General features: G+C 50.6%; 25 protein-coding genes. 15 read left to right on the plus strand and 10 right to left on the minus strand.

Features of this window, described 5'->3' with window-relative positions; genetic code table 11:
- From KKH67_03295 to KKH67_03335, 9 genes are all read left to right on the plus strand, one after another.
- A partial coding sequence (locus KKH67_03295; GenBank protein MBU1318202.1) for a cell division protein FtsH occupies positions 1-579 on the plus strand: 579 nt, incomplete at its 5' end.
- Positions 580-610: 31 nt separating this feature from the next.
- Positions 611-1,465: a dihydropteroate synthase gene (gene folP / locus KKH67_03300; GenBank protein MBU1318203.1), complete on the plus strand. Its 855-nt coding sequence runs from the start codon at positions 611-613 to the stop codon at positions 1,463-1,465.
- A gap of 159 nt (positions 1,466-1,624) precedes the next feature.
- On the plus strand, positions 1,625-2,389 hold the full coding sequence (gene cdaA, locus KKH67_03305; GenBank protein MBU1318204.1) for a diadenylate cyclase CdaA: 765 nt from the start codon (positions 1,625-1,627) through the stop codon (positions 2,387-2,389).
- Between the two features lie 5 nt (positions 2,390-2,394).
- On the plus strand, positions 2,395-3,381 hold the full coding sequence (gene obgE / locus KKH67_03310) for a GTPase ObgE (GenBank protein ID MBU1318205.1): 987 nt from the start codon (positions 2,395-2,397) through the stop codon (positions 3,379-3,381).
- Positions 3,374-4,492 carry a DNA-processing protein DprA gene (dprA, locus tag KKH67_03315; protein ID MBU1318206.1) on the plus strand — a complete coding sequence of 373 codons (1,119 nt, stop codon included), beginning with the start codon at positions 3,374-3,376 and terminating at the stop codon, positions 4,490-4,492. Before obgE ends, dprA begins: the two co-directional genes overlap by 8 nt.
- 5 nt (positions 4,493-4,497) lie before the next feature.
- The gene (locus KKH67_03320) at positions 4,498-4,764 is read left to right on the plus strand and encodes an HPr family phosphocarrier protein (GenBank protein ID MBU1318207.1); all 267 of its coding nucleotides are present in this window, start codon (positions 4,498-4,500) and stop codon (positions 4,762-4,764) included.
- Positions 4,727-6,523 carry a phosphoenolpyruvate--protein phosphotransferase gene (ptsP, locus tag KKH67_03325; protein MBU1318208.1) on the plus strand — a complete coding sequence of 599 codons (1,797 nt, stop codon included), beginning with the start codon at positions 4,727-4,729 and terminating at the stop codon, positions 6,521-6,523. The genes KKH67_03320 and ptsP overlap by 38 nt, the downstream gene beginning before the upstream one ends.
- Before the next feature lie 23 nt (positions 6,524-6,546).
- On the plus strand, positions 6,547-7,608 hold the full coding sequence (locus tag KKH67_03330) for a bifunctional phosphoglucose/phosphomannose isomerase (GenBank protein ID MBU1318209.1): 1,062 nt from the start codon (positions 6,547-6,549) through the stop codon (positions 7,606-7,608).
- Complete coding sequence (locus KKH67_03335) at positions 7,605-8,471, plus strand: hypothetical protein (GenBank protein MBU1318210.1); 867 nt, start codon at positions 7,605-7,607, stop codon at positions 8,469-8,471. Before KKH67_03330 ends, KKH67_03335 begins: the two co-directional genes overlap by 4 nt.
- Here KKH67_03335 and KKH67_03340 read toward each other — a convergent pair.
- The 9 genes from KKH67_03340 to KKH67_03380 form a co-directional block, all read right to left on the minus strand.
- On the minus strand, positions 8,468-9,262 hold the full coding sequence (locus KKH67_03340; GenBank protein MBU1318211.1) for a DUF1573 domain-containing protein: 795 nt from the start codon (positions 9,260-9,262) through the stop codon (positions 8,468-8,470). The genes KKH67_03335 and KKH67_03340 overlap by 4 nt on opposite strands.
- A gap of 15 nt (positions 9,263-9,277) precedes the next feature.
- Positions 9,278-9,595 (minus strand): DUF1573 domain-containing protein, encoded by a 318-nt coding sequence (locus KKH67_03345; GenBank protein MBU1318212.1) that lies wholly within the window; start codon positions 9,593-9,595, stop codon positions 9,278-9,280.
- A 100-nt stretch (positions 9,596-9,695) separates the two neighbouring features.
- Positions 9,696-10,781 (minus strand): ACR3 family arsenite efflux transporter, encoded by a 1,086-nt coding sequence (gene arsB / locus KKH67_03350; protein MBU1318213.1) that lies wholly within the window; start codon positions 10,779-10,781, stop codon positions 9,696-9,698.
- Positions 10,782-10,819: 38 nt separating this feature from the next.
- Positions 10,820-11,515 carry a sulfite exporter TauE/SafE family protein gene (locus KKH67_03355; GenBank protein ID MBU1318214.1) on the minus strand — a complete coding sequence of 232 codons (696 nt, stop codon included), beginning with the start codon at positions 11,513-11,515 and terminating at the stop codon, positions 10,820-10,822.
- Complete coding sequence (locus KKH67_03360; GenBank protein MBU1318215.1) at positions 11,512-11,991, minus strand: hypothetical protein; 480 nt, start codon at positions 11,989-11,991, stop codon at positions 11,512-11,514. The genes KKH67_03355 and KKH67_03360 overlap by 4 nt, the downstream gene beginning before the upstream one ends.
- Positions 11,992-12,012: 21 nt before the next feature.
- Complete coding sequence (locus tag KKH67_03365; protein MBU1318216.1) at positions 12,013-12,246, minus strand: TM0996/MTH895 family glutaredoxin-like protein; 234 nt, start codon at positions 12,244-12,246, stop codon at positions 12,013-12,015.
- 12 nt (positions 12,247-12,258) lie between these two features.
- Entirely contained in the window at positions 12,259-13,557 is a 1,299-nt protein-coding gene (locus tag KKH67_03370; GenBank protein ID MBU1318217.1) for a permease, read from the minus strand.
- A gap of 42 nt (positions 13,558-13,599) precedes the next feature.
- Complete coding sequence (locus tag KKH67_03375; protein MBU1318218.1) at positions 13,600-13,923, minus strand: metalloregulator ArsR/SmtB family transcription factor; 324 nt, start codon at positions 13,921-13,923, stop codon at positions 13,600-13,602.
- 159 nt (positions 13,924-14,082) lie between these two features.
- Positions 14,083-18,558 (minus strand): right-handed parallel beta-helix repeat-containing protein, encoded by a 4,476-nt coding sequence (locus KKH67_03380; protein MBU1318219.1) that lies wholly within the window; start codon positions 18,556-18,558, stop codon positions 14,083-14,085.
- Between the two features lie 243 nt (positions 18,559-18,801).
- Between KKH67_03380 and KKH67_03385 the strand changes: the two genes are divergently transcribed.
- From KKH67_03385 to ahcY, 6 genes are read left to right on the plus strand one after another with little or no spacing between them, the layout of a single operon-like run.
- A complete protein-coding gene (locus KKH67_03385) occupies positions 18,802-19,434 on the plus strand; it encodes a hypothetical protein (protein MBU1318220.1) in 633 nt (210 codons plus the stop codon).
- On the plus strand, positions 19,431-20,264 hold the full coding sequence (locus KKH67_03390; protein MBU1318221.1) for a hypothetical protein: 834 nt from the start codon (positions 19,431-19,433) through the stop codon (positions 20,262-20,264). The genes KKH67_03385 and KKH67_03390 overlap by 4 nt, the downstream gene beginning before the upstream one ends.
- Positions 20,261-20,908 carry a hypothetical protein gene (locus tag KKH67_03395; protein ID MBU1318222.1) on the plus strand — a complete coding sequence of 216 codons (648 nt, stop codon included), beginning with the start codon at positions 20,261-20,263 and terminating at the stop codon, positions 20,906-20,908. Before KKH67_03390 ends, KKH67_03395 begins: the two co-directional genes overlap by 4 nt.
- Positions 20,909-20,968: 60 nt before the next feature.
- Entirely contained in the window at positions 20,969-21,949 is a 981-nt protein-coding gene (locus KKH67_03400) for an NTP transferase domain-containing protein (protein ID MBU1318223.1), read from the plus strand.
- Positions 21,950-21,999: 50 nt separating this feature from the next.
- Positions 22,000-23,163, plus strand: a complete 1,164-nt coding sequence (metK, locus tag KKH67_03405; GenBank protein MBU1318224.1) for a methionine adenosyltransferase — start codon at positions 22,000-22,002, stop codon at positions 23,161-23,163.
- Positions 23,164-23,173: 10 nt separating this feature from the next.
- Positions 23,174-24,430 (plus strand): adenosylhomocysteinase, encoded by a 1,257-nt coding sequence (gene ahcY / locus KKH67_03410; protein ID MBU1318225.1) that lies wholly within the window; start codon positions 23,174-23,176, stop codon positions 24,428-24,430.
- A gap of 74 nt (positions 24,431-24,504) precedes the next feature.
- On the opposite strand, the gene KKH67_03415 is transcribed toward ahcY, so the two are convergent.
- The gene (locus tag KKH67_03415; protein MBU1318226.1) at positions 24,505-25,644 is read right to left on the minus strand and encodes a restriction endonuclease subunit S; all 1,140 of its coding nucleotides are present in this window, start codon (positions 25,642-25,644) and stop codon (positions 24,505-24,507) included.
- Positions 25,645-25,856: the final 212 nt, after the last annotated feature.

Below are 25,856 nucleotides of genomic sequence, written 5' to 3' on the forward strand. Positions count from 1 at the left end.
GAGGCTGGTCATGCGCTCGTTGCAAGGCTGATGCCGAAATCGGACCCCGTGCACAAAGTCACCATTATCCCGAGAGGTATGGCGCTCGGCTTGACTTCCTATCTGCCGGTCGACGAGAAGCATACATATTCAAAAGAGTTTCTCGAAGGCAAGCTTGTGCACATTCTCGGAGGCCGTGCGGCTGAGAAGCTAATATTTGGTCAACTTACAACCGGCGCCGGGAACGATATAGAGCAGGCGACCGGGCTCGCGAGGAAGATGGTTTGCGAATGGGGAATGTCAGACAAACTCGGCCCCCAGACGTTCGGCAAGAAGAAAGAAGAGATATTCCTTGGGCGTGAAATATCGCAGCATCGCGATTACTCCGAAACAACTGCGCAATTGATAGATACCGAAGTCAGAAGAATTATTGAAACCGCGCAGGAGAAGGCGATAGATCTCCTGGAGAAAAACCTCGACCTGCTCAAGAAGGTAGCCGAGACCCTTCTCGAACGCGAAACCCTTGACGGCGACGAACTCGACCAGATCATTCGCGGCGAAACACTCGAAGAATTACCGTCGTCCGTGCCGGAAAAATAGCGATAGAATAATCTCGGCCTGTCTCAGAGACATGCAAAGAAACCAGCCTCCCTCACCGATCAAGATCGGTTCTGCTGTATTTGATTTCACGCGCACGTATGTAATCGGCATCCTCAATGTCACCCCCGATTCATTCTCAGATGGCGGTCGGTTTCTTGATTTAGACCAAGCCGTTCAGCATGCCCTCAAGATGGCATCCGAAGGCGCAGATATTATCGACATCGGCGGCGAATCGACACGCCCCGGCGCGCAGCCGCTCAGCCTCGATGCTGAGCTGGCGCGAGTTCTGCCATTAATCAAAGAGATTCGACGGCAATCAGATATCCCAATCTCAATCGATACGTACAAATCCGCAGTCGCAGGAGCATCGATAGAGGCGGGCGCGAATCTGATAAACGACATATCGGGCTTGAGATTCGACATCGCGATGGCATCGACCGCGGCACATCTCGGCGTACCGGTGATAGCAATGCACATCAAAGGGGAACCTCGCTCGATGCAGACCAACCCGACATATGATGATCTTATCGCTAAAATCAAGGCATATCTGTCAGAGTCGATTTCGATAGCCGAAAATGCAGGAATCAAACGAGAGAACATTATTATTGATCCCGGCATCGGATTCGGGAAGACATTCGCACACAATTTCTCGATACTGCGTCATCTCTGTGAGTTTGCCGAACTGGGACAGCCAATAATGGTAGGAGCATCGCGCAAGAGATTTCTCGGCTCACTATCGGGCACCGACCCCGACGATCGCCTTGAAGAGTCACTCGCCGCAGCAATAATCGCGGCAGCCAACGGCGCTCATTTCGTCAGAGTCCACGACGTATCGCAGACCGTCCGCGCCCTCCGCGTCTGGGATGCGGTGAAGGGTTCCGAGTAGGAGAGTACTGCCCGAGGCCAGCCGCCAGGAGCCATCGGGCACTTACTATCGTACGCGCAACTGAGCCGCATATCACAGGTGACAAGGCAGGCGACCGATTCTAAATGCTTGCGGTCGCAGTTCAAACTCGTTATTATAATTAGTTGCAGGAAGGGATATATGGAACTGTTTCATTACGAGTTTCTTAAGTTCACGCTGCTCGATCTGATTGATGTCGCGCTGGTCAGCTATATCATTTACAAAATTCTCATGCTGATCCGCGGAACACGGTCCGCCAATATCGTCACCGGCCTGACATTCATACTCCTCATGGCCTTCCTCTCCTACTGGTTCCAGCTTGAAGGTCTTAAGTGGCTGTTCCGCAATCTCGCGACGGTCGGCTTCATAGTTCTCGTAATCATATTCCAGCCCGAAATCAGAGGCGCACTCGCTCAGATCGGCCATTCACGATTCTTCAAGCATCTATTCAGGTATGAGACCCACAAAGCACTCGATGAACTCGTGAAGGGAGTCATCAGACTCTCCGAATTGCGATATGGCGCACTGATCGTGATCCAGAGGGCGGTCGGCCTGAGAAATATTATCGAAACGGGCAGAAACCTCAACGCCAAACTCTCTGCCGATCTTCTGACGACAGTCTTCACGCCATATACCCCCCTGCATGATGGTGCGGTAGTCGTCAGCAACGACGATATCGTCGCAGCGGCGTGTGTGCTGCCACTTACTCAAAACCCGCGATTCGATCAGCTTTTCGGGATGAGGCACAGAGCGGCGGTCGGCATCACAGAAGAGTCGGATGCGCTCTGTCTGGTGGTATCGGAGGAGACCGGAGCGGTGTCGTGCGCGTTCGGGGGTGTCCTCAAAAGAGACCTGGAGAAGCTTAACCTCAAGGAAACTCTCCTTAGCATGCTCAATGGCAAATAGATAGACTGATGTTTGTAGACCTGGTCGAAATCGAAGTTCAGGCCGGAGACGGTGGCAACGGGGTAGTCTCCTTTCACAGGGAGAAGTATATCTCCAAAGGCGGCCCGGATGGCGGCGATGGCGGCAAGGGCGGTGATGTCATCCTTGAGGTCGACGATAACCTGATGACGTTGATGGATCTCAAGTATCGCAAGAAATATGCTGCTGAGAAGGGGGACGATGGTCAGGGAGGCCAGAGATCCGGCAAGGGCGGCGATGACATAGTCATCAGAATTCCTCCCGGAACGGCCGTTTACGATGCATCGGCCGGGGATGATCTCCTGGTTGATTTGACGCAGCCAGGCGAGAGATTTGTTACGGCCAAGGGTGGTCGAGGTGGTTTGGGCAATGTCCATTTCAAGTCTTCGACTAACCAGTCGCCAAGGAAAGCAACACCGGGCAAATTGGGTGAGAAGCGCAAGCTGGTAATCGAGCTGCGACTGATCGCGGATGTCGGCCTGGTCGGGTATCCGAATGCGGGCAAATCGACTATGCTTGCGGCAGTCTCCGACGCGAAGCCGAAAATCGCGAGCTATCCATTTACAACTTTGACACCAAATATCGGCATCGTATACCTCGACAATTACAGACATTTCCGGATGGCAGACATTCCGGGTATTATCGAAGGCGCCAGCCATGGGAAGGGACTTGGGCTCTCATTTCTGAGGCACATTATGCGTACCAGAGTCCTGCTGTTTGTGCTGGATGGCTCCGAGGAGGACCCGGCGAAAACCCTGTCGCTTCTCCGCAAAGAGCTCGCCGATTTTGATTGGCGTCTGAACGAAAAACCGTACATTATCGCTCTGAACAAGATCGACTTGATTGACGAAGTCCATTCAGCAGCACTTCGGGAGTCTTTCGGTCCCGATTGCTTTGAAACCAGCGGAGTCACAAAATCAGGTATCGAAGTATTGAAGATAGCGCTTTCACAGAAACTGACTCTACATGAATGACTCGCACGATCGAAATCTATACTGGATAGCACTCGGCAGAGTCCAGCAGGTCGGACCGGTGCTGATCAAGCGGCTGCTGCAGACATTCAAAACGCCGGAAGCAATATTCTCTGCCAGCAGACAGCAACTTGTGCAAGTTCAGGATATCGGCTCCAAGACTGCCGATTCAATCCTTCAAGGCCCTGATATCGAATTTGCGAAGCGTCAGTTGGAGGCAATCGGGAAAAGACGGGTCAGACTTGTTACCTATGATTCCGATGAGTATCCGGTCAGACTGAAACAGATATACGATCCCCCTCACATTTTGTATGTAATGGGGGAATTGCGCGCCGAGGATAGTCGCGCAGTTGCTGTCATTGGATCGCGTCACGCGACGCATTATGGGAAATCCATGGCAGAGACGGTTTCGGGACAGTTGGCAGCCGCAGGTGTGACTGTGGTCTCCGGCCTGGCGCGCGGTATCGACTCAACAGCACATAGAGCCGCAATTTCCGCAGGCGGCAGAACGATCGCTGTTCTCGGATGCGGCCTTGATATTATCTATCCCCCCGAGAATGCCTCGCTATATGAAGATATTTCACAGCACGGGGCTGTCATCTCGGAACTCCCATGTGAAACTCCGCCCGACGGGCCGAATTTCCCGAGAAGAAACCGTATAATCTCCGGCCTCTCCCTCGGTGTCGTGGTTGTGGAGGCTGGGAGGAAATCGGGCGCATTGCTGACGGCTGAACATGCTCTGGAACAGAACCGAGAGGTCTTTGCCGTTCCGGGCAATATCACCTCGATGACCAGCTCCGGCACGAACGCCTTGATAAAGCAAGGTGCACGACTGGTGACATCGGCTGAGGATGTCCTCTCCGAATTGAAGTTCATATTGCCCGATGGGAAACCGTCTCCTCCACATAAGGCGATCGACCTGGACCCGGAACAGAGCCGCTTGTTCGACCTGATCGAGGATGACCCTGTGCACATAGATATTCTCGCACGCCGTTCGGGAGTAGGAGTCCCCCGTCTTCTCGGAATGTTGCTCGAGATGGAATTGAAGGGCGCAGTAACACAGGTCGCCGGGAAAAAGTTTGTCAAATCTACAGAGCAACTGTATAATAGGTAATTGGTTTGATTGAAAAAGAGATCACGGTGATCAACAGACTCGGCTTGCATGCAAGGCCTTCGGCGAAGCTCGTTCAGACGGCGTCCCGGTTCAAATCGGATGTGTCGATTATCAGGGACGATCTGACTGTGAATGGAAAGAGCATATTGGGTGTGATGATGCTTGCGGCTGAGATGGGAGCGGTCCTCACGTTTCGGATCGACGGACCGGATGAACAGGAGACGTTAGCTGCAATTGAGAAAGTTTTCACCGACAGGTTTGGAGAGAAGTGATTTGGTCGAATCCGCAGATTCCATCACCTTACGGGGCATAGCAGCTTCAACTGGGCTTGCCTGCGGGCTTTCATTCATACACTACGAGAAGCCCGGCAGAGTCAAGAAAGAGAAGATCGACAGCAGCAAGGTCAATCTCGAGATAAAGCGACTTGAGAAGGCGATATCCAAGAGCAGGACTGAGATCATTGCGCTCAGAAAAGAGGCACTCAGCTCTGTCGGACGAGATTTGTCGCAGGTGCTTGATGCCCAGTTGATGATTCTTGAAGACAGCCATTTCATGGACAAAGTCAAGCAGACGGTGATAGCCAGGCTGCAGAATGTTGAATATGTCTACCAGCAGGAAGTTAACAAGACGATTCGCGCTCTGGACAAGTCAAAAGACGTTTACATTCGCGAGATGATATCTGACATCAATGCCGTCACGGCCCGCTTACTGCACAATCTATCAGGAATAGAAGACATCAAGCAGAGAAGATACAGCGCACCTGTGATCGCATTTGCACCTTTCTTTACGCCCGCAGAAATCATGAACATGCGGAAGTCGAACGTCGTCGGCTTCGTAGCCGAGTCAGGCGGTCCGACCTCGCACATGGCACTATTCGCCGGAGCGCTCGCTATTCCGGCTGTTGTAGGGGTCGAAGGATGTCTCGTCAAAGTCAAAGCCCGTCAGAAGGTATGTCTCGACGGTGGCAAGGGGTCCGTAATCATCTCTCCCTCCATCAATGAGTGGAGATCGTTCAAGAAGAGAATCGATTCACTCAAACGCCAGGAGAAGAAGCGATTTGTTGCATTGGGAGATATCCCATCAGAGACCAGAGATGGTCGAAAGGTCCAGGTCACTGCAAACCTCGAAATTCCGACCGAATATGATGCTCAGTTGTCGGGCGAGAACGTAGGAGTAGGCTTATATCGTACGGAATTTCTCTATCTGAGTTCGACCAAGTTCCCTGATGAAGAGCAACAGTTTGAGACATACAAGAAGATCGCGCAGCAATTCAGCCCGCAACCGGTGACTTTGAGAACATTCGATCTTGGCGGGGATAAATTCACAGAGCACTTCGAAGATGATGGAGAGGCTAATCCAGCTCTGGGCTGGAGAGCGATAAGGTTTTCGCTCGATGTGCCTCGGATTTTCCGCACGCAACTCAGGGCGATGTTGCGAGCATCTGCATTCGGGAACATAAGGATTATGTTTCCGATGATATCCAGCGTCGAGCAGATTGTGCGCGCCAAGAGGATTCTTGCCAGCGCGAAGATCGAGCTTGCGAGGCATAAAGTCCCGTTTGATAACAAGGTTCCGGTCGGTATCATGATCGAGATTCCATCGGCGGTGATCATGGCACATCGACTTGCGCTGGAGGTAGATTTCTTCTCGATCGGCACCAACGATCTCACGCAGTATACTCTTGCCGTCGACCGAGGCAATTCGAAAGTCGCTAAGTGGTACCGTGAGCACCACCCCGCTGTCCTGAGGCTCATCGACGAAGCGGTCAGAGCCGGGCACGAGTGCAACATACCGGTCGCGCTCTGCGGCGAGATTGCCGGTGACCCGAAAGCCACGCGGATGCTTGTCGGATTTGGAATCGATGCGCTGTCTACCAACCCGGGGTCTATTCGGGCGGTCAAAGACATAATTTCGCAGATCGACTACAAGGATGCTCAGGCGTTCTCTCGCAGGATTCTGTCACTGCAAGGCGCGGGAGATGTCGAGAAGATGCTGAGTGATGATTACCGCAGTATCTGCAGAAAGAAGTAAACGCGAACGAAGAGGTCAGTTCAATGGATTCTGAATATTATATGACAAGGATGGCCGAGTTTGATCCCGACGGCATGTATGGAGACATTGCAAGCTTCCCGGACCATCTTGAGGAGGGGATGCGGATAGCATCTCAGGCAAGTCTTCCGGAGATACCGGTCAATTCGATCGATCACATAATCGTATGCGGAATGGGCGGCTCAGCGATCGGTGCTGATCTCGTGAGGAGCTACCTCGCTGACAGACTCGGAATCCCAATGTCAATCTGCAGGCACTACCGGCTTCCGGGATATGCCGGCAAAAGCACGCTTGTCATCGGTTCAAGCTACTCTGGAAATACAGAGGAGACACTTTCGTCCATCGCCGATGCCGAGCGCGTCGGTGCACAGACGATCTGTATCACAACCGGGGGAAAACTGGAGAAGATGGCGGCGAAGAATGACTGGGCATGTGTCAAGATTCCACCGGGCATGATGCCGCGTGCAGCGCTGGCCTATTCGTTTGTGCCGCTGTTGGTGTTGATGTCGCGACTCGGTTTCGCACCCGGCTGCGATAATGATCTTCAGGAAGCTACCGGAACCGCGCGATCGAGGGTGAAGGAGCTGTCGATTGATAATGACAAGAACGAGGCAATGAAACTGGCTGAAATGATTCGAGGCAGGATTCCGATTATCTATGCTGGCCAGGATCATATAGATGCTGTTGCAGTGCGATTTAAGGGTCAGATCTGCGAAAATTCCAAGCAACTTGCCTTTACAAACGTGTATCCGGAATTCAATCACAACGAACTGGTCGGATGGAGCATTTTTGAGCCTTTTGTCGACAAGCTGATCGTCATCACTTTGCGCGATATTGACGACCACAAGAGAGTCTCCGCAAGGATGAAAATCGTTGGAGAAATATTCTCGAGCAATGACATACCAGCGGTGGAAATTGCCAGCGATGGAGACAGCCTGCTTTCGAGAATGATGTCCCTGATACAGTTCGGGGATTTCACCAGTTTCTTTCTGGCAATGCTCAACCGCACCGACCCATCACCCGTACATGTTATAGACCATCTGAAATCGGAGCTTGACAAAATATGATCCTGATGAGATTCACCCTGATCCTGATTCTACTCCTTTCGATTTCCAGCGTCTGCTTGGCTCAGACCGACAATGGCGATGGCGCGATCTTCAAAGTCGAACGGCTGAACGCTCTCATTCTTCTGATTGTCTTCTCATTCTCTGTGCTGTACTACATCAGTCGCGCAAAGCGTGGGTCGGACCTTTTCATACGAAAGCTCCCGGGTCTGGAAGCCGTTGATGAGGCTGTCGGCAGGGCGACTGAAATGGGACGATCAGTGCTTTTCATTCCGGGCATTCAAGATTTGGATGACATTCAGACTATCGCTGGTCTATCGATTCTGAACAGGGTGGCTTCGGTGACTGCACAATATGAAACCCCGCTGCTCGTGCCGATTCTCTACCCCCTTGCATTCGCCGCCGGTCAGGAAGTGGTCAGGCAGGCATATATCAATGCCGGCAAAGCAGAACACTATCGTGACGACATGGTACGCTACATCGCGGGAGAACAATTTGCATATGCCGCTGCAGTCAACGGCATCATGACACGCGACAAACCGGCAGCCAATATCTTCATGGGCGCATTCTATGCCGAGTCGCTTCTGCTGGCGGAAACCGGCAACGCGACAGGCGCAATTCAGATCGCGGGAACAGCCAATCCGGAACAGCTCCCCTTCTTCATCGCAGCTTGTGACTATACAATTATGGGCGAGGAGCTGTATGCCGCGTCGGCATACCTGTCCCGTGAGCCTCTGTTGCTTGGAAGCCTCAAGGGTCAAGACCTGGTCAAGATTGCGATTGTCGGCGTAATGATTCTCGGTGCAATACTGGTGATCACCGGCCTCGATGCCGAATTCCTGGTAGACCTATTTGTGACAAACTAATGTACGTGTAATGCGCCGTAGTTGACGACGAATTCTCCATACTCCTTGCTGTCAGTTTTGATCCTGATGCTCCCGCCAAGCTGCAGTTTATCACCAAAAGCATCATCCTTGATAGTAGCCATTACCAGGAACCTCTGACCGGGTTCAATGGTCTTCACATCGATAGTCAGATTGTCTCCGGAGTCGACAGCCTCCAGTATGTTGATCGGTGAACTCTTGATATAATTCACGATCGTAATCGTCTGAGATTTCTGATTCGTGAATTTCCGCGAGTCATCGACAAGAAAATTCAATGAATCGGGAGTCACTTCGACATTGTCAATTATCACGCCATACAAGTCCAGCGTAGCCTCAGGGTTTTCGGAGTCGCTGGAACGAATAATCACTTTTTCCTGCAACTTCCCAATGGGGAGACCGGGGCCAACTGTCACGGAGATATTGACCTTGTACTGATCACCAGTCTTCACAGGTTCCCCTTCCTGTCGAGCTTTGACAAGCGGATTCGATGTCGAAATATCAACGATCTTTGTCTTACCGGGATCCTGCACCACCAGATTCGCGTTCTTGACAAGCACTTCATCTCTGCCCATCTTACCGAAACGAAGACTGGTGCCTTCGAAGTCAAAGCCGATCTCGACGAATGCAGCAATCCTGAGTGTCGTAGACGGGCTCGACGGATCGTTGGAGTCGACCTTGATGGTCTTGTTCTGCTGACCCTTCCTGTTTGCAGTCTTGAACGTGACGCTTATCTCACCTTCCCCACCCGGGGGAATGTCCGCCTTCGTAATCACGGCGGCTGTGCATCCTCACGATCCCTTGGCTTTGATCAATTTCAGTGGAGCATCACCCTTGTTCTGCACTTTAAAAACATGTGTAAGAGTGGCATTTCGCCCCGCTGTGCCGAAGTCATATTCGATTTCCGGAAAGAAAATCCTCGCATTGCCCTCAGGGTCCGAGTTGTCGCTACTTGACTCCGCTTCTGACGCTGGCTGATCATTCTGAGCCAGAGAGGCAGTCTCGTTGCTTGCCGCCTGATCCGATGACGAACCCTGGCAACCGGAAACAAGGATCAGCAGAGCAGATATACAGACAGTCAGAAACACCATAAGATATCGATTCGCCATATTAAGTATTCTCCCATCTAAGATCGGCTCGTAATCTTGCGAATTCTGTACCAGCGTATGATTTTGCAAATATACTCTGTGCAGCCATTAAAGACAACTACTAATCTGTCCTACAATGTCGAACGGTTCCCGGATCCAGCCCGAAGTACTTTCTTCCGAAAAACAACGCCACATTCACCAGACCGATCAACACCGGGACTTCCACCAGGGGCCCTATGACTGCGGCAAAGGCTACACCGGAGTCGATGCCGAACACGGCTACGGCAACCGCTATCGCCAACTCGAAATTGTTGGAAGCTGCCGTGAAACTGAGTGTTGCGGATTTGGCGTATCCGGCATTAGCTTTCCAACTCAGGTAGAAGCTCACCAGGAACATCACCACGAAGTATATTAACAGGGGGACGGCGATCCTCAACACATCTAACGGAATTTTGACTATGTACTCACCTTTAAGCGAGAACATGACGGCTATAGTGAACAAAAGCGCTATCAGAGTTATGGGACTGATTCTCGGAATGAACGCTGTGTGATACCATTCTTTGTTCTTCACTTTGATCAGGATGAACCGGGTGGCCATCCCCGCCAGAAACGGTATGCCGAGATAGATGAACACACTCTTCGCTATCTCCGATATAGTGACGTCGACGGCAACTCCGCTCAGGCCGAAAAGCGGAGGAAGCTTAGTAACGAATATCCATGCGAAAACAGAATAGAAAAACACCTGGAATACCGAGTTAAAGGCGACAAGACCGGCGGCATATTCGGCGTCACCACCAGCGAGATCATTCCAGACAATCACCATCGCTATGCAGCGGGCCAGTCCGATCATGATGAGACCGACCATGTAGTCCGGGTACGAGTGCAGGAATACTATCGCCAGAACGAACATAAGTATTGGCCCGATGAGCCAATTCTGGATCAGGCTGAGACTTAGAATCTTATAATCTTTGAAAACCCTCCCCATCTCTTCATATCGAACCTTCGCCAAAGGGGGATACATCATCAGGATCAGCCCCGCCGCAATCGGAATATTTGTAGTGCCAACGCTGAATTTATTCCAGAAGCCAGCAACACCCGGATAGATGTATCCAGCGATTACCCCTGCTGCCATGGCGAGGAATATCCAGATTGTGAGATATCGATCCAGAAAGGAAAGTCTCTTCTGCGATGCTGATTCAGACTGCATGATCAACCCTTTTGCATTCAGTAAGCGAATCCCGTTTTTCAGAAAATGTTGATACCAAAAATACAAGTCAGGCAATAGTAGATTCCCACAAGTATGAAAACCACTCCAGTGATCCGACGCGCCCAGACTTCAATCTGAGTAAGCTTCTCAAACAAACCACCCACATATCGTGTTCCCATTGCGATCAGAATGGCAAAGACAATCACCGGCAGGCCAGTACCGATGCCGTATACTGAGGGGAATAAAATCGCCGACGAATGCTTGATCGAAAGCGGAATGAGGCTGCCGAAGAAAAGTGCCGCTGAAACCGGGCAGAATGACAGCGCAAAGACAAATCCGAGCAGAAAAGCTCCCCACACGCCTGACCTGTCCACGCGGCGTTGCATCTTCTCGCCGATGCGCGATCCGGAACCACCGAATTTCAAGAGTTCGAGCAAAAACATGCCCGCAACAATCAGAATCGGGCCGAGCAGCTTGTTCATGTATTGTTGAAGAAACCGTGCCACCTCAGGAATCGACAACACACTGGCTACCAGCAGGACTCCCAGCAGCACGTATGCGATCATTCTCCCGAGATTATATAGAAAGCCGGACACAAAGACCATACGAGGGCTGCCGACCCGCTTCCCTATGTAGGAAATCGCTGCGATGTTTGTCGCCAATGGGCAGGGACTGATCGAAGTGAGAATTCCGAGCCAGAAGGCCGTGCCCAATGGAACCAGCCAGTCCATCAGCTACTCTCCAGAAATGCCTTGATCTCGCTGTGAGCATAGTCGAGAAACTTATCTTCCTGCGACACGAGTTCCCATATCTTGTCGAGATTTTTCCATTTCATTTTGCGCCCCTCGCGGGCATCAACCAGCACGAGCGACTGTGAGATCAACCCATAGTCCTTCTCGAAATGCTCGTATCCGGAATCTTCGACATTCAGCGACTTCCAGATGAGGCGCCCATCTTTCATCTCGTCCGCAAATCTCTCTGTGACCACCCTATTCGACAGCTCCTCGATCTTGTTACAGGTCGCACATCTCCGAGTGTAATGGAAGTAGTAAGCAATAACGGCATTCTCGCTTGTCTCTTCTACTGCTGCATCGGCGATCTGATCGACTTCGGCCGTATCGGGAGTATCGGTTTCTCTTGCGATGACGTACAAAAGACTCACTCCGACAAAAAGCAGTAACAAGATTGTGATAAGCACTTTCCCATGCATTTGATCTCTCCAGTATGTTTGCTAACTTAACATATCTTTCAGTTCATCTTCCGACGGGACTCTGCCGGACACCTTGACCTTTCCGTCAACTACAAGCGCAGGAGTTATCATCACACCGAAAGATGTAATCTTCATGATATCCGTGATCTTGTTCAGTTCATAATCAATACCAAGCGACTGAGCTGCTTTATCAACCATTTCTGCCAGCTTGTTGCATTTCGGGCATCCTGTGCCGAGAATTTCTATTTTCTTCATGTCTGTTTCCTCTTAAAACAGGGCTCCATAAGTCATGCCGGACGCAGTCGCCATCACGATTACGAGAGCCACAAATGTCAGTGTTTTCTTTGTCCCCAACACACTTCGAATCACGAGCATATTCGGCAGTGACAAAGCCGGACCTGCCAGAAGAAGAGCCAGAGCAGGTCCTTTACCCATGCCGTTGCCGATTAGGCCTTCCAGAATGGGGATTTCCGTCAGAGTCGCAAAGTACATGAACGCTCCGGCAACCGATGCGAAGAGATTCGCCCCGAGTGAATTTCCTCCAACTGAACTGCTAATCCAATGTGATGGAATCAGCCCCTCCCCTCCGGGTCTGCCGAGGAGCACCCCTGCAATGACAACGCCTATGAGCAACAAAGGCAGAATCTGCTTCGCGAAAATCCATGATTGCTCCAGCCACTCGCTCATCTCGCCTTCACTCGATGCAGCCACAATTGACAGGCCTATGATCGCTATGGCAAATGGCAATGCCGGTTCGGATGGCACCAGCAGTGCAACCAGAGTTGTCAACGCCGCAACCCCTGCAAGCTTGATCCATCCTGCGCCAAACCAAATGACTAATGTAATGCCGAAAATCACCGCAGCGACGACAGTTATCGTCCACTTAAGTGAATAAATCGTAGTCCACAGGCCGGTTGCTGTGTCAGGTTTGCCCCAATTCGCGAAGACAAGTACCGCGACCATGGCAGCGAAATAGACTCCGGTCTGCCAGAGTGGACGGATCGATTCTTCTGACGGGACGACTGCGGATGCGGCAACTCTCTCCACCTCCTCATTGCGGAACAGAAAGTGCATCAGAAGTCCTATCACAATACTGAAAACAATCGCGCCAACTCCTCTCGCGATTCCAAGTTCCAGTCCGAGCACCCTCGCAGTCAGGATGATCGCCAGTACATTTATTGCAGGTCCCGAATAGAGAAATGCCGAAGCAGGCCCGAGTCCGGCTCCCATGCGATATATTCCGGCGAACAGCGGCAATACAGTGCAGGAACATACGGCAAGGATCGACCCCGACACCGATGCGACACCATAAGCCATCACTTTGCTCGCACCGGCTCCGAGATATTTCATGACCGATGTCTGGCTCACAAATACCCCTATTGCACCGGCAATCAGAAATGCGGGAAGAAGGCACAGGATTACATGCTCGCGTGCGTACCATTTGACAAGCTGGAGAGCCTCGATGATGGCATTGTCGAATCGCATCTGCCCGACAGGAAGATAGAATACCACCACGAACAGGCCCGCCATGAGTGCAAGGGGTTTCCAGTCTCTACTGAACTGCATCAGTTAGCCTTTGCATGAGAAGTGTGACCAGTGATGAGAATCCTATTCTTCAATCAGAGCCAGTTGTTCTTCGGCAGTCGATTTCAAGACAGTCTCGACACAGCTGAAAAAGTTTAGAATACATTTGACCCGTAACCGATAATAAACCTGCGAACCACGCTTATCAACATCGACAATGCCCACATTCCTGAGCACCGCAAGATGCTTCGAGACTGTCGACATATCAGCTCCGATCATGTCGGTCAGTTCGGCAACGCACCGCTCTCTCTCAGAGAGCGCATCGACTATAAAGAGACGGGTTGGGTGAGCCATCGCTTTTATGATCCTCGCTCTGGCTTCAAACCTCGCTTTGTCCTTCTTATCCAATCTGCCTCCTGTTACAATTATAGGCTATTTGGCAATATAGCCACATCGCCAATTCTGTCAATACAATTTTATGCCAAAGCTTCGATTCAACGTAATATAGTGCCTTACAACATCTTAGTGGCTATTAGAGCGGCTAATTCGTGATGCCGACCCCTTCGGTCAGCAATCAGGAACATCATCCCCGTTCGGATCGCAAGGCGCAGGACCGCCGGAGAATATGTACGAAATCAGGTGGACTACATCATCGATGTCAATTGCTCCCGAGCAGTCAGCGTCGCCCGCTTCGAGCGGATCAGGAGCCGGTCCTCCGAGAAATATATAGAAGATGAGATAGACTACGTCATCTATGTCTATGTCCGTGCTGCGGTCCGCATCACCGCAAAGATACTCATCACAGCCGACACCCAATGCCCCGATCAAAACGCCGCAGTCGTTGTTATTAGGAGCGCAAGGCGAAGTTGCAAGCAGTCGGTAGTCGTTTAGAGTAGTATCACAGAATTCTGGATCGAGAGAAATGTTGCCGTTGATTCCAAGCTGATCTGCTATACTGCCTGTCCAGTCGCCACCCTCGTTGCCGAAGATGTTGCAGCACTGGAGAAGCGGATCAGGACCATCCGACCATATCGCAGGAAGATTTCTGGAAAAAGAGATTGTACTGTTGCGAATCGTTGGTGGAGACGTAGTACATGTGATGATTCCCTTTTCGTCTCCGGAATTAGCGACAAGGGTGCTATTGGTAATCAGCGGTGGTGACGCTAGTGGAAAGAACATCACGCCCAAGCGGCCATGGTTGTTATAGAAGATACACGAATCTACTGTTGGTCCCCCTGCATCTGTAGTAATAATGCAGTGTACATCGTTATCCGTGAATTCACACCCAATGAGTCGGGCGTCAGCACTGTTCTCAAGAAAAAGCACCGCGCTATTAGGCTCTTCACAACTGTTATCGACGAATTGACAATGACTAAATGAGGCAGTGTCAGTAGTCATTAGATGAATCGCTGCGCCCGGTCCGCCCGCAGCAAAGTTGCTGTTGAACAAACACTGATCGAATGCCGCAGAACTACCTATCAACTGTATCGCACCGCCGCCGAAGTCAGTGTAGTTTCCTTCAAATGAGCATGATTCAGCATACAGCTCGACAGGAAATGCAGCTATTGCTCCAGCATCATTGCCTGAGTTGTTTGTGAATGTGCAGCCGAATAGCTCAACACGAGGAGTCCTGTTGTCTATGTCTTCTAACACCGAGATTGCTCCCCCATACCCTCCGAATATGTCAGTAAAACCACAGTCAATAAGAGTTGTAGGGCCTCCACCTCTGATGATCATCTCATCATTAAGAAATTCACACCTTGTAAACGTAGGTGATGCATAAATCCATACAAAGGCGCCCATGCCGTCCAGTGCCGCATTGTTCGTGAATATCACACTATCTATCACGGGCGATCCGTAAGCCACATATAGTCCTCCTCCGTGTCCCCAGTTGTAATTGTCAGTAATCAGACAGTTACGGATAGTAGGAGAAGATCCCGAACACTTTATACCCCCTCCTTCCTGGATCACGCCTTCATCCAACAAATATCCGTTCTTTATCGTGAAGCCGTTTACTTCTGCCAGGTTGGATTCACCTTGATGAAAGTAGAATCCTCTGTGGTCGTCCTCTTCCGTGCCCTGGCAGTCGATGATGGTATTGTCAGGTCCGCTCTCAGAGACGAGCTTAACAAGTCTGCCACCAAGATCGATGTCGCGATTGCCATTTCCGGTATACGTACCAGAGGCAACAAGAACCGTATCACCATCACTTGAGGCGTCAATTGCCTCTTGAATTGTCGAGTACTCCGACGGAACGAGACGTGTAGCGACTCCTTCGGTGTGAAACGAATCTACTTCAGACCATTCAGAATATTCAAAGCCATCAAACGCTCTTGCCCGCCACGAGTACATCCTTCCAACCTTGAGTCCTTCAAATACATCAGAAACCGTGGAATCTATTTGTTCAGGAACGTCTAACTGGTATTCATTGGGTAGCATTTCACCGGCAGGTGGAATCGCATTGAAATCGTATGTCAGCGAATCCCCTTGCGCGTCTAAGGAATTGAGGACAACGAGTTGAACCAGGTTGCCGGGTATAGACTCTCCGCCTGTTGGGCGATGAACAATGGGGATAGTCGGGACGCTGTTCATCGTAAATGACATTCGATCCCAGTCACCCCAATCCAATCCACTGTTCAGCCTGAGACGGGCGTAATATCTGCCTCCATCCTGGAGAGGCATACCAGCGTAGACCGCTGTAGAGTCACTCACCCAGACAGGGCCGGAATCCCACATCTCGGCAACCGTCCAGTCATCATTCGTGCCGACTTCAATCTCGTACCCCGCTTGCTGCTGAAAGGTATCTGGAAGAGTCCATGCGAATGTCGGCGTATGCTGAAGGACGTGCAATGGATCTTCAGATTCAAGTCTGAAATCGTACGGATTGGCCAGTCCGTGGTGGTTGTAATACGCCCCCATGTCGTTGCGGGTACCGTCAGGGTCATTATATTCGGGTGCTGGGTCACCAGTGTCGATACAGGGAGAATCTTCATCAAGGCTGAAATCACCTGCTGCAGCATCAACGAACAGAGGATCCTCTGATATATTGTGAGTTCCTATTCCGGTCACATCATAGTAGTCAGGGTTATTACCCCAGACGTCATTGTAGTCGAAATTCCCGAAGTTCCCTTCGATGGCTTGCTCCAAGCAGCCCACGATTATGTTATTCTTGACTGTCGCGGCAGAAAAGAGGTCTCCGTTCACTGCCCTGGTATTGTCATAAAAGGTGTTGTTTATAAGAACAGTCCGAGGGCCAACATGAATTCCGAAGTCAACAGATGCTCCTCCCGAATTCGATGTAAACAGATTTCGCACGATGTCGGCATCTGCGTCACATGATATCACATTGACCGATGGGGAATTCTCATGAAAGTGGCAATTATCAATCGTAGCAGGAGAATCCTCGTTGATCTTGATAGCACCTTGAGCCTCGCTGCCCGATATCGTGAATCCACTGACCCTGCCGCACTTGCGTGTTCTGCCGGAAAACCTGATAACGGCCGAGTCGAGAACGGCAGGCAGGATAACAGTCGAATCGGGACCGAAGCTGCTTTGAATGAGGATCGATTTACCATGAAGGTCCAGGTTTTCCAGGTACATACCCGGAGCGACGAGTATCGTATCATCGTCCTCCGAGTAATCGATCGCAGCTTGAATCGATGCAAATTCGGTAGGTACATCCAGCAGTGTCTTAAATCTGACGAGAAATCGAAATTGTTTCCAAGCTCCCCAATCTGTTCCATTGTGGACTCTGATTCGAAGATAATAGTGTACGTGGTCTGAGAATGGCGCGCCTTGGTAGGTGGTGGACTGCTCTGACGAGGCTATTGAGCCAGTGCTCCACATCTCAGAGAATTCCCAGTCGAGGTCGTCACCGACTTCAATCTCATATCGAGTTTGCACGTCCGTTGCCGTGTCGGCATAGTCCCAAGTGATGATAGGGCTGTTGGTCCTAACTTCGTGATCAAGGAAGTCAGGCCCATATTGTAGATCATAAGCGAAGGGAAAAGCGTGACTGCCGTACGGATTAGCTCCCATGTCATTTCTTGTTCCATCAGGATCATGATATTGTGAGTCAGGGTCGCCGGCGTCAATGCATGGCGATGCAGGACTGAGGCTGAAGTCACCTATAATCGCTTCCACAAACAATGGGTCCTGAGTGAATCCGTGAGGACCGGGCCCTTCCCCATGAGGAGCGTTGCCCCAAAAGTTGTTGTAGTCGACTGCTGCGCTCGACCAGGCTTGGTCAAAACTTCCTTCTGAATTGTAGGCAATGATGTTGTTCCTTACTTCGACGGAGTCACTGTACCAGATGTTGATTCCATAGGTATTGTTCACAATGGTATTATTGATAATAGATCCTTGCACTTCCTCAAACTTAATTGAAGAGAAGTAGTGGGATGGGGCGCTTCTATTCTCCCACAGAACATTGTCTTTGACTGTGATGCCAGATACAGATTCGGCACAAATGCCGACACCGATTCCGTCCGAATTTTCATAGATCTTGTTCGATGCTATCAACAGATCAGTGGTTTGCGTCCCACTGGCATATATACCGGCACCATGGTCGCCTGCAACACAATGGTGAATTAGATTCTCATATATTCGTGCGTTAGAGTTTATGCAGCAAATCGCCGCTCCAATTGAATCATGAAGACAGTAGCTGATATCGCAATTGCGGATTGTAGGACTTGATCCGTCACAATAGATGCCGTGGGCATCTATCGTTCCCCTGATTGTGAAACCATCTATGATTGCTATGGAATCCTCTCCGTTCACGAATCTCACGATGTCCTCATTTGGCTCCTTGGGTTCGATTATCGTTGAATCGCGACCGGCAGTGGATAGCAGCAGGATGTTCTGTCCGTTGAAGTTGATGTTCTTTGTGTATGATCCTGGAGACACAAGTATCGTATCACCCTCGACTACTACATCGATTGCAGACTGAATAGTAGGTTGGTCATCAGGAACATGAATAGTTGCTGCTAAAGATATGTGCGCCAGACCCAGCGTGAGGAGGGTCAATATCAATAAACTGCGCATGCCTAATTCCCCTATCGGGCAATGTCCATGAGGAGCTTCCCTCCTCTGTACCCCAACACATTGCTCAAAATGTGACTTGTTATGCTACAATTAAGAATATAGCTAATATCATAATCTGGTCAATAGCGAATAATCCGTGCCATCGCGAAAGGCTGCTGTCTTAGACAAACTGCCCCCACTTTGCAGTTGTCGAAAGCAAACTAATATGCTATCTTGGTTGACCTTACAACGAAACGGGAGACTATGAATTCGTTTTTTGGAAAGCAGCTTCCGATAGCGGTGACGTTCTTCGCCGGCATCGTGATGATCGTCACGTTCTTCTCAGGCAACAGCGCCATATCAGACTTCTCTCAAAGCCAGCTTGTCTGGGTGACAATTGTCGGCGGATTTGCACTGTTGCTCGGAGTGGTCTCGATCACAAAAGTCTCGCTCGACCATGTCAGGCAGCGCAAGAAAGACTGGCCATACAAAGTTGTTCTGCTCGTTTTTCTGGCGATCTCATCGGTCGGGGCGATATTCGAAGGCACGGAGCAGGGAACGGTTTACGACTGGCTATTCCAGAACATGAATTCCCCGATGATGTCGACGATGTTTTCTCTGCTCGCATTCTATATAGCATCAGCGGCCTATCGCGCATTCAGAGCGCGCACGTTGGAAGCGACAATCCTTCTGATCACGGCAACTGTCGTCATGCTCGGTCGTGTCCCTATGGGACGGCTCATATACGAATATCTTCCGCAAATAACCGACTGGATCATGAATTATCCGAACCTGTCGGTGCAGCGAGGTATCATCATCGGCGCAGCGCTCGGGGCAGCCAGCATGTCGCTTAGAATAATCCTTGGTATTGAACGCACATATCTGGGGCGATCATGAACTTGACATCGAGAATCGGTGATTTGCTCTCAAACATTGACCGAAGAATCGTGTTCGGTCTCGTGCTGTTGTCCGTTGTTTTCCCATTGCTGGCAAAATTCCCTCTCCCCGTCGTGGTCTCGCCGGAATCCCAGGCGCTTTTTGACCGAGTTGAGCGCATTCCTGACGGTTCAAAGATCATGTTGACATTCGACTATTATCCATCGACCCTCGCAGAGACCGAGCCGATGTCCATTGCGGCGCTGAAACACTGTTGGCGGAAGAATCTGAAGATCGTCACATTGTCGACTGTTGGACTCGGCGGACCGAATATCGCTGATCGAGTGATGGCGACTCTGGCTGAGCAATTCGGCAAGAAGTACGGTGTCGATTATGTCAATCTCGGGTACAAAGCCAATTACCAGGCTGTTTTGCTCGGGCTGGGCAAATCTTTCAGATCGATATATCCGACCGACTTCTACGGCACACCTCTCGATTCCCTGCCTCTCATGCAGGAAATCGACAGTTATGGTGATCTGCAATTCATTTACATCGTATCTGACAACGGCATAGTCGACTACTGGGTCGGATTAGTCAATGCGCAGTACAACATCGAAATGGGGGCAGGTGTTACCGCCGTTATGGCGCCGAAATTCTATGCCTACGTTCGCGCTGACCAGCTTGTCGGACTGCTCGGAGGTATGAAAGGCGCATCCGAATACGAGCATCTGGTCGGAGCTGAGGCACTGGCGACATCCGGCATGGGTGCGCAATCGCTGGTGCACCTGACTATCATTGGATTCATCATCATCGGCAACGTAGCATTCTTCCTGGGGCGGAGAAAGAGATGACTTACAGTCTCACTCACTTCATCGAATTGAGCATCGCAGGGTTTCTGACGCTCTGTATCTTCTCTTTCTTATATAAAGATAATCCATTCTATCGACTCGCCGAGCATATTTATGCGGGGCTTTCGGCAGGCTACTATGTCGGACTTATCTGGCATGCGGTGATTATCCAGCAGCTATGGATACCGATTAGTCAGAATCATGAATTCAGCCTGTTAGTTCCGGGGATGCTCGGTCTGTTAATGTTCACACGCTTCTTCGAGAAACTGTCATTCGTTTCGCGTGTTTCAATTGCGTTTGTAATGGGCAACACGGCGGGAATATCGATCATGCAGCAATTGCACGGCTATGTTCTTCCTCAAGTGGGAAACACGATCTCCGGCATCTCCGACGGAGGCGACTTATATGCGATGATCGGAGCCTGGGTGATCCTCGTAGGCGTGATAACAACGTTGATATACTTCTACTTCTCCAAAGAACACAAAGGTGCTTTCGGGGTGACTGCAAGAATAGGGATCGTATTCATTATGATCTCCTTTGGTGCGCATTTCGGTTACACGGTGATGGGACGAGTGTCACTTCTGATCGGTCGAGTTCAGTTTCTGATGTTTGATTGGGTCGATGGCTTGAGAAGTCTCATAAACTAGTTGCGGAGCGCGGACTGAATGCGTATTATTTGCGTTCAGTTTTGACCGAGGAGAACTCGTTTGAAGATCATAATTCCAGTCGCAGGCATCGGATCCAGGCTCCGGCCGCACACACACAGCGCACCAAAGTCTTTGCTCTATGTTGCTGGGAAACCGATACTTGGACATATCCTGGACCAGGTGGTAAAGCTGAACCCCTCTGAAGTAACCCTGATAATCGGCTTTCTCGGGTCAATGATCGTCAACTATGTCAATCGAATGTATGACATCAAAGCTCGATTTGTCGAACAGGCTGATCTGCTGGGTCTCGGATATGCGATCTATCTCGGAATCAGGGAAGGGGAAACGGAAGACATTTTGATAATCCTCGGAGATACCGTGGTTGAGACGGACTGGGCGAAGCTAATAGCTAAGAAGCAGAACATTCTCGCGGTGAAGGAAGTGGATGATCCACGGCGCTTCGGCGTTGTGGAGACAAGTGGCACAAGAATAACCAGCATAGTCGAGAAACCGGAGAAACCAAAATCGAATCTGGCGTCGGTTGGCGTGTACTATATCAAGGACACTCCTCTGTTTTATGACGCTCTGCAAACAGTCTATAAGACCGGCATCAGAACGCGGGGAGAATTTCAGGTGACCGATGCGTTTGATCTTCTAATCGACAAAGGAGTCGAACTGCATGCGTATCCTATCGAAGGCTGGTATGATTGCGGAAAGCGAGAGACCTTGCTGGAGACTAACAGGCATATCCTGGCCGGACTGCCTAACGGAGTCAACCATCAGGAATTTCAAGGGTCTGTCATAAATCCGCCGGTCTACGTGGCACCAGATGCTGTCATAGAAAAATCGATCATCGGACCGAATACGTCTGTTGCCGAGGGTTCCGTAATTATAAATTCAATTGTGAGCGATTCCATTATCTCGGCAGGGGCACGTGTCGAGAATGCTCGACTCACTTCGTCATTGGTTGGTAACAATGCAGTGGTCCGAGGCGTCTTCAAGGTGCTGAACGTTGGGGACTCGTCAGAGATCAGCTATTAGATCTGCATTTGCAGGATAGAACACGGTTCTTTTCTATAACAGGAGGTTTCATGGCCAACAGGAAGTTCTTGTTCACTTCCGAGTCGGTGACCGAGGGCCACCCCGACAAAATATGCGATCAGATTTCTGACGCCGTGCTGGATGAGGTCTTACGTGACGATCAAAAAGGCAGAGTGGCGTGCGAAACTTTCGTAACAGTCGGGCTCGTTATTGTAGGTGGTGAGATCACAACAAAGACCTATGTTGACATCAATGGTCTTGTTCGCTCCCTCATCAAGGACATCGGATACACCAACCCTGACTTCGGATTTCATTACCAGACATGCTCCATTCTGAACGCCATCGGAAGCCAGTCGCCCGATATTGCACAGGGAGTGGAAACCGGCGGAGCCGGCGATCAGGGTCTCATGACCGGATACGCCTGTAGAGAGACAGACGAGCTGATGCCGATGCCGATCATGCTGTCGCACAAGCTTGCGAGGCGTCTTGCTCAGGTCAGAAAGGAAAACGTCCTTCCCTATCTTGGTCCTGATGGCAAATCGCAGGTGACCGTGGAGTATACCGACGGCAAACCGCGCAGGATCGAAGCGATAGTCCTTTCGAGCCAACACACTGCGGACATCCTTGACAGCACAGGCAAGGCAATTACCAAAGATGCAATTGCGGAGATCACAGAGGCCGTCGTCAAGCCGATTATTCCTGAAGGACTTCTGGATGATCAGACGAAGTACTATGTCAATCCGACCGGCAAGTTCGTGATTGGCGGTCCGCAGTCGGATACCGGCATGACAGGCAGAAAGATAATCGTTGATACTTACGGCGGCATGGCGGCACACGGTGGTGGAGCGTTCTCCGGCAAAGACCCGACCAAAGTCGACAGATCTGCAGCCTATATGGCGCGATACATCGCAAAGAACATCGTTGCTTCCGGAATTGCCGACAAATGCACAATCCAGTTGGCATACGCGATCGGCGTGGCGCAACCGATTTCTATTGCCATAGAAACTGATGCAGAATCAAGATCGACAGACGAAAAGCTCGCTCAGGTAGTACAGAAAATATTCGATCTTTCACCGCGAAGCATAATCAAGACCCTTGATCTCCTCAAACCGAAGTATCACAAGACATCCGTCTACGGACATTTTGGCAGATCCGAGGAGGAATTCACATGGGAGAAAACGGACATGGCAGAGAAGATTGCAAAGGAACTGTGATATGAAGAGATTGGATTACGAAGTAAAGAATATCAAGCTTGCAGATATGGGGCGCAAACGTATCGAATGGGCAGCCAACTATATGCCGGTGCTGGCACTGATACGTGAGCGATTCAAGAAGCAGAAGCCGCTCAAAGGGCTCCGGCTCGGCGCCTGCCTGCATGTCACTACTGAGACCGCAAACCTGATGGAGACATTGAAAGCAGGTGGTGCGGATATATCCCTCTGCGCATCAAATCCGCTCTCCACCCAGGATGACGTCGCAGCCTCTCTCGTGAAGCACCACGGCATCTCTACCTACTCCGTCCGCGGCGAGAACAAAAAGACCTATTACGATCATGTATTCGCTGTAATCGACAAGAAGCCGCACCTGACTATGGACGACGGTTGCGATGTGGTTTCTACTCTGCATTCAAAGCGCCAGAACCTGCTCAGCGGGGTGCTCGGAGGTACTGAAGAGACAACAACCGGCGTGATCCGCTTGAGAGCAATGGAAAAAGACGGCGTGCTTGGTTATCCAATTGTCGCGGTTAATGACTCCAACACGAAACACCTGTTCGACAATCGCTATGGCACCGGACAATCGACTATGGATGGAATCATTCGCGCCACGAATTTCCTTCTTGCCGGATCGACCGTCGTGCTTGCAGGCTACGGTATGTGCGGACGTGGCGCGGCGATGCGTGCACGTGGGCTTGGCGCAAATGTTATCATTACCGAGATCGACCCACTGGTCGCACTCGAAGCTGTGATGGATGGCTTCAGAGTCATGCCAATGGCCGATGCTGCTCCGATCGGCGATGTGTTTGTGACGCTGACCGGCAACACGAGCGTCATTCGTCCGGAGCATTTCAGGAAGATGAAAGATGGTGCGCTTGTTGCCAACTCCGGGCATTTCAATGTCGAACTCGATATCAAAGGTCTCAAGAAGATATCAAAGAAGGTAAGGCGGGTGCGTGAGTTCGTAGAAGAATACACACTCAAGTCGGGTAAGAGAGTTCATATTCTCGGTGAAGGTCGCTTAATAAATCTCGCCGCTGCCGAAGGGCACCCTGCAATGGTCATGGATATGTCCTTTGCGAATCAGGCTCTTGCAGCCGAGTACATCGCGAAGAATCACAAGAAACTCGACAACATAGTGTACAAGATTCCTGCGAAGATCGATGACAATATCGCAGCGTTGAAGCTCAAGTCGATGCATGTCGGACTTGACAGGCTGACTCCTCTGCAGAAGAAGTACCTTGCTTCATGGCAGGAAGGGACGTAGATCGGCAGGACAATAGCCAATTTGAAACCCCGGATCATCGATCCGGGGTGAACCAAGACCAAGGCCGCGGCGCATCAATTTGCTGCACTAAGTCCATAAGGCTTCATCGCGACGCGGAGGACATCGCCGAGCATTTCTGCTGCTCCATCCAGCTTCGCTAAACGCACCGCAATTCTATCTTGGTAAGTCATCCCGGGAACAATGACGCTCTGTCTTTGAGCGTTGTCTTTATTAAATGTAGAGTTATCACTACGCGATGTTACTAGATTGAGGAAACGCTCTTGGTATTGAAACGCAAACCACCTGAGATTCATTCTGCTGACCCACCGCGACTTCAGAGTTAGAACATAGGCATCGTCGTTCGCGGCAAAGCGGGCAGCAGACAAGTACATCATAGTTCCAGCATAACCCTTTCTCGACACGAGTACACACGGGCCTTCAAACACTTTAAGCTTCTTCCCGGAGGGCTGCGCACTTCTGCTGATTCGGCCGAGCAGATTGAGGTTCTTAGTAGCCCCTGAGTAGATAGGCACGCTTTCCTCTTCACTAGCTGGCTGGTTGTTATAGACGAATTCTGCTGTGAGTCCGCTGTTCCCGGCGTGAAAAGTGAAGATGTCTTTGATCAGATGCGGTGTTCCATCAACATTCAGTTTGGATCGGTAGCGCACATCATTGATACTGTACTGTAGTTCCTCGACTGCGCGCGTTAGTCGATCCAACAACAGCAGCCTGTTTTTCAGCTTGCGCTGGGCCTCTATGTCATCCGGTACTTCAAAGGGCACTCGGTCAAACCACTTAGTGCTGAAGACCATATTGTCGCTTCTTGAAGTAGCATACTGAACCAGTCTCGTTCTGTATTGCAGCGCGAACCACTCAAGATCGACTTTCTTAATCCACTTATCCTTCAGCTTGAGGACGCAGGCATGGTGGTTTAATGTGAAAGCACCGCCGCCCGCGCCCTTGAAGGTGATCAGGCCAGCACTGCCATCTTTTGTCAGCACGAGACAGGGACCTTCAAACAAGACTATTGTCTCGCCATGCTTGTTCTTACAATTACTCCTCACATAACCGATGGGAATGTCGTTATCCTGCGAGCCAGAGTATATAGGAACGCTATCCTTTGTTGAAACGGGTTTATACTCGTATATGACCGCCTCTGTCAGTCCGTGATTCCCGGGGGAGTAATCAAACAAATCGGCTATACTAGCTTTCATTGCTTGTTTCTTCCGCGCCTCGCAGGGCTTCTTCGAGTAGCTCTCGCAGGCGGTTGATGGTCTCCGACACAATTGCCAACTTCGTGTCTATATCACCTTCAGAGATCGAATCCAGAGATATTGTCAAGAGTTGTGGATGATTGTTTTGATAGTATCCTCAAGTTCTCCAGTTATGCAGCTTCCTTTATTTCTCCATCAACGAACTTAACACC

It is taken from the genome of Candidatus Zixiibacteriota bacterium (assembly GCA_018820315.1).
Lineage (GTDB): Bacteria > Zixibacteria > MSB-5A5 > JAABVY01 > JAHJOQ01 > JAHJOQ01.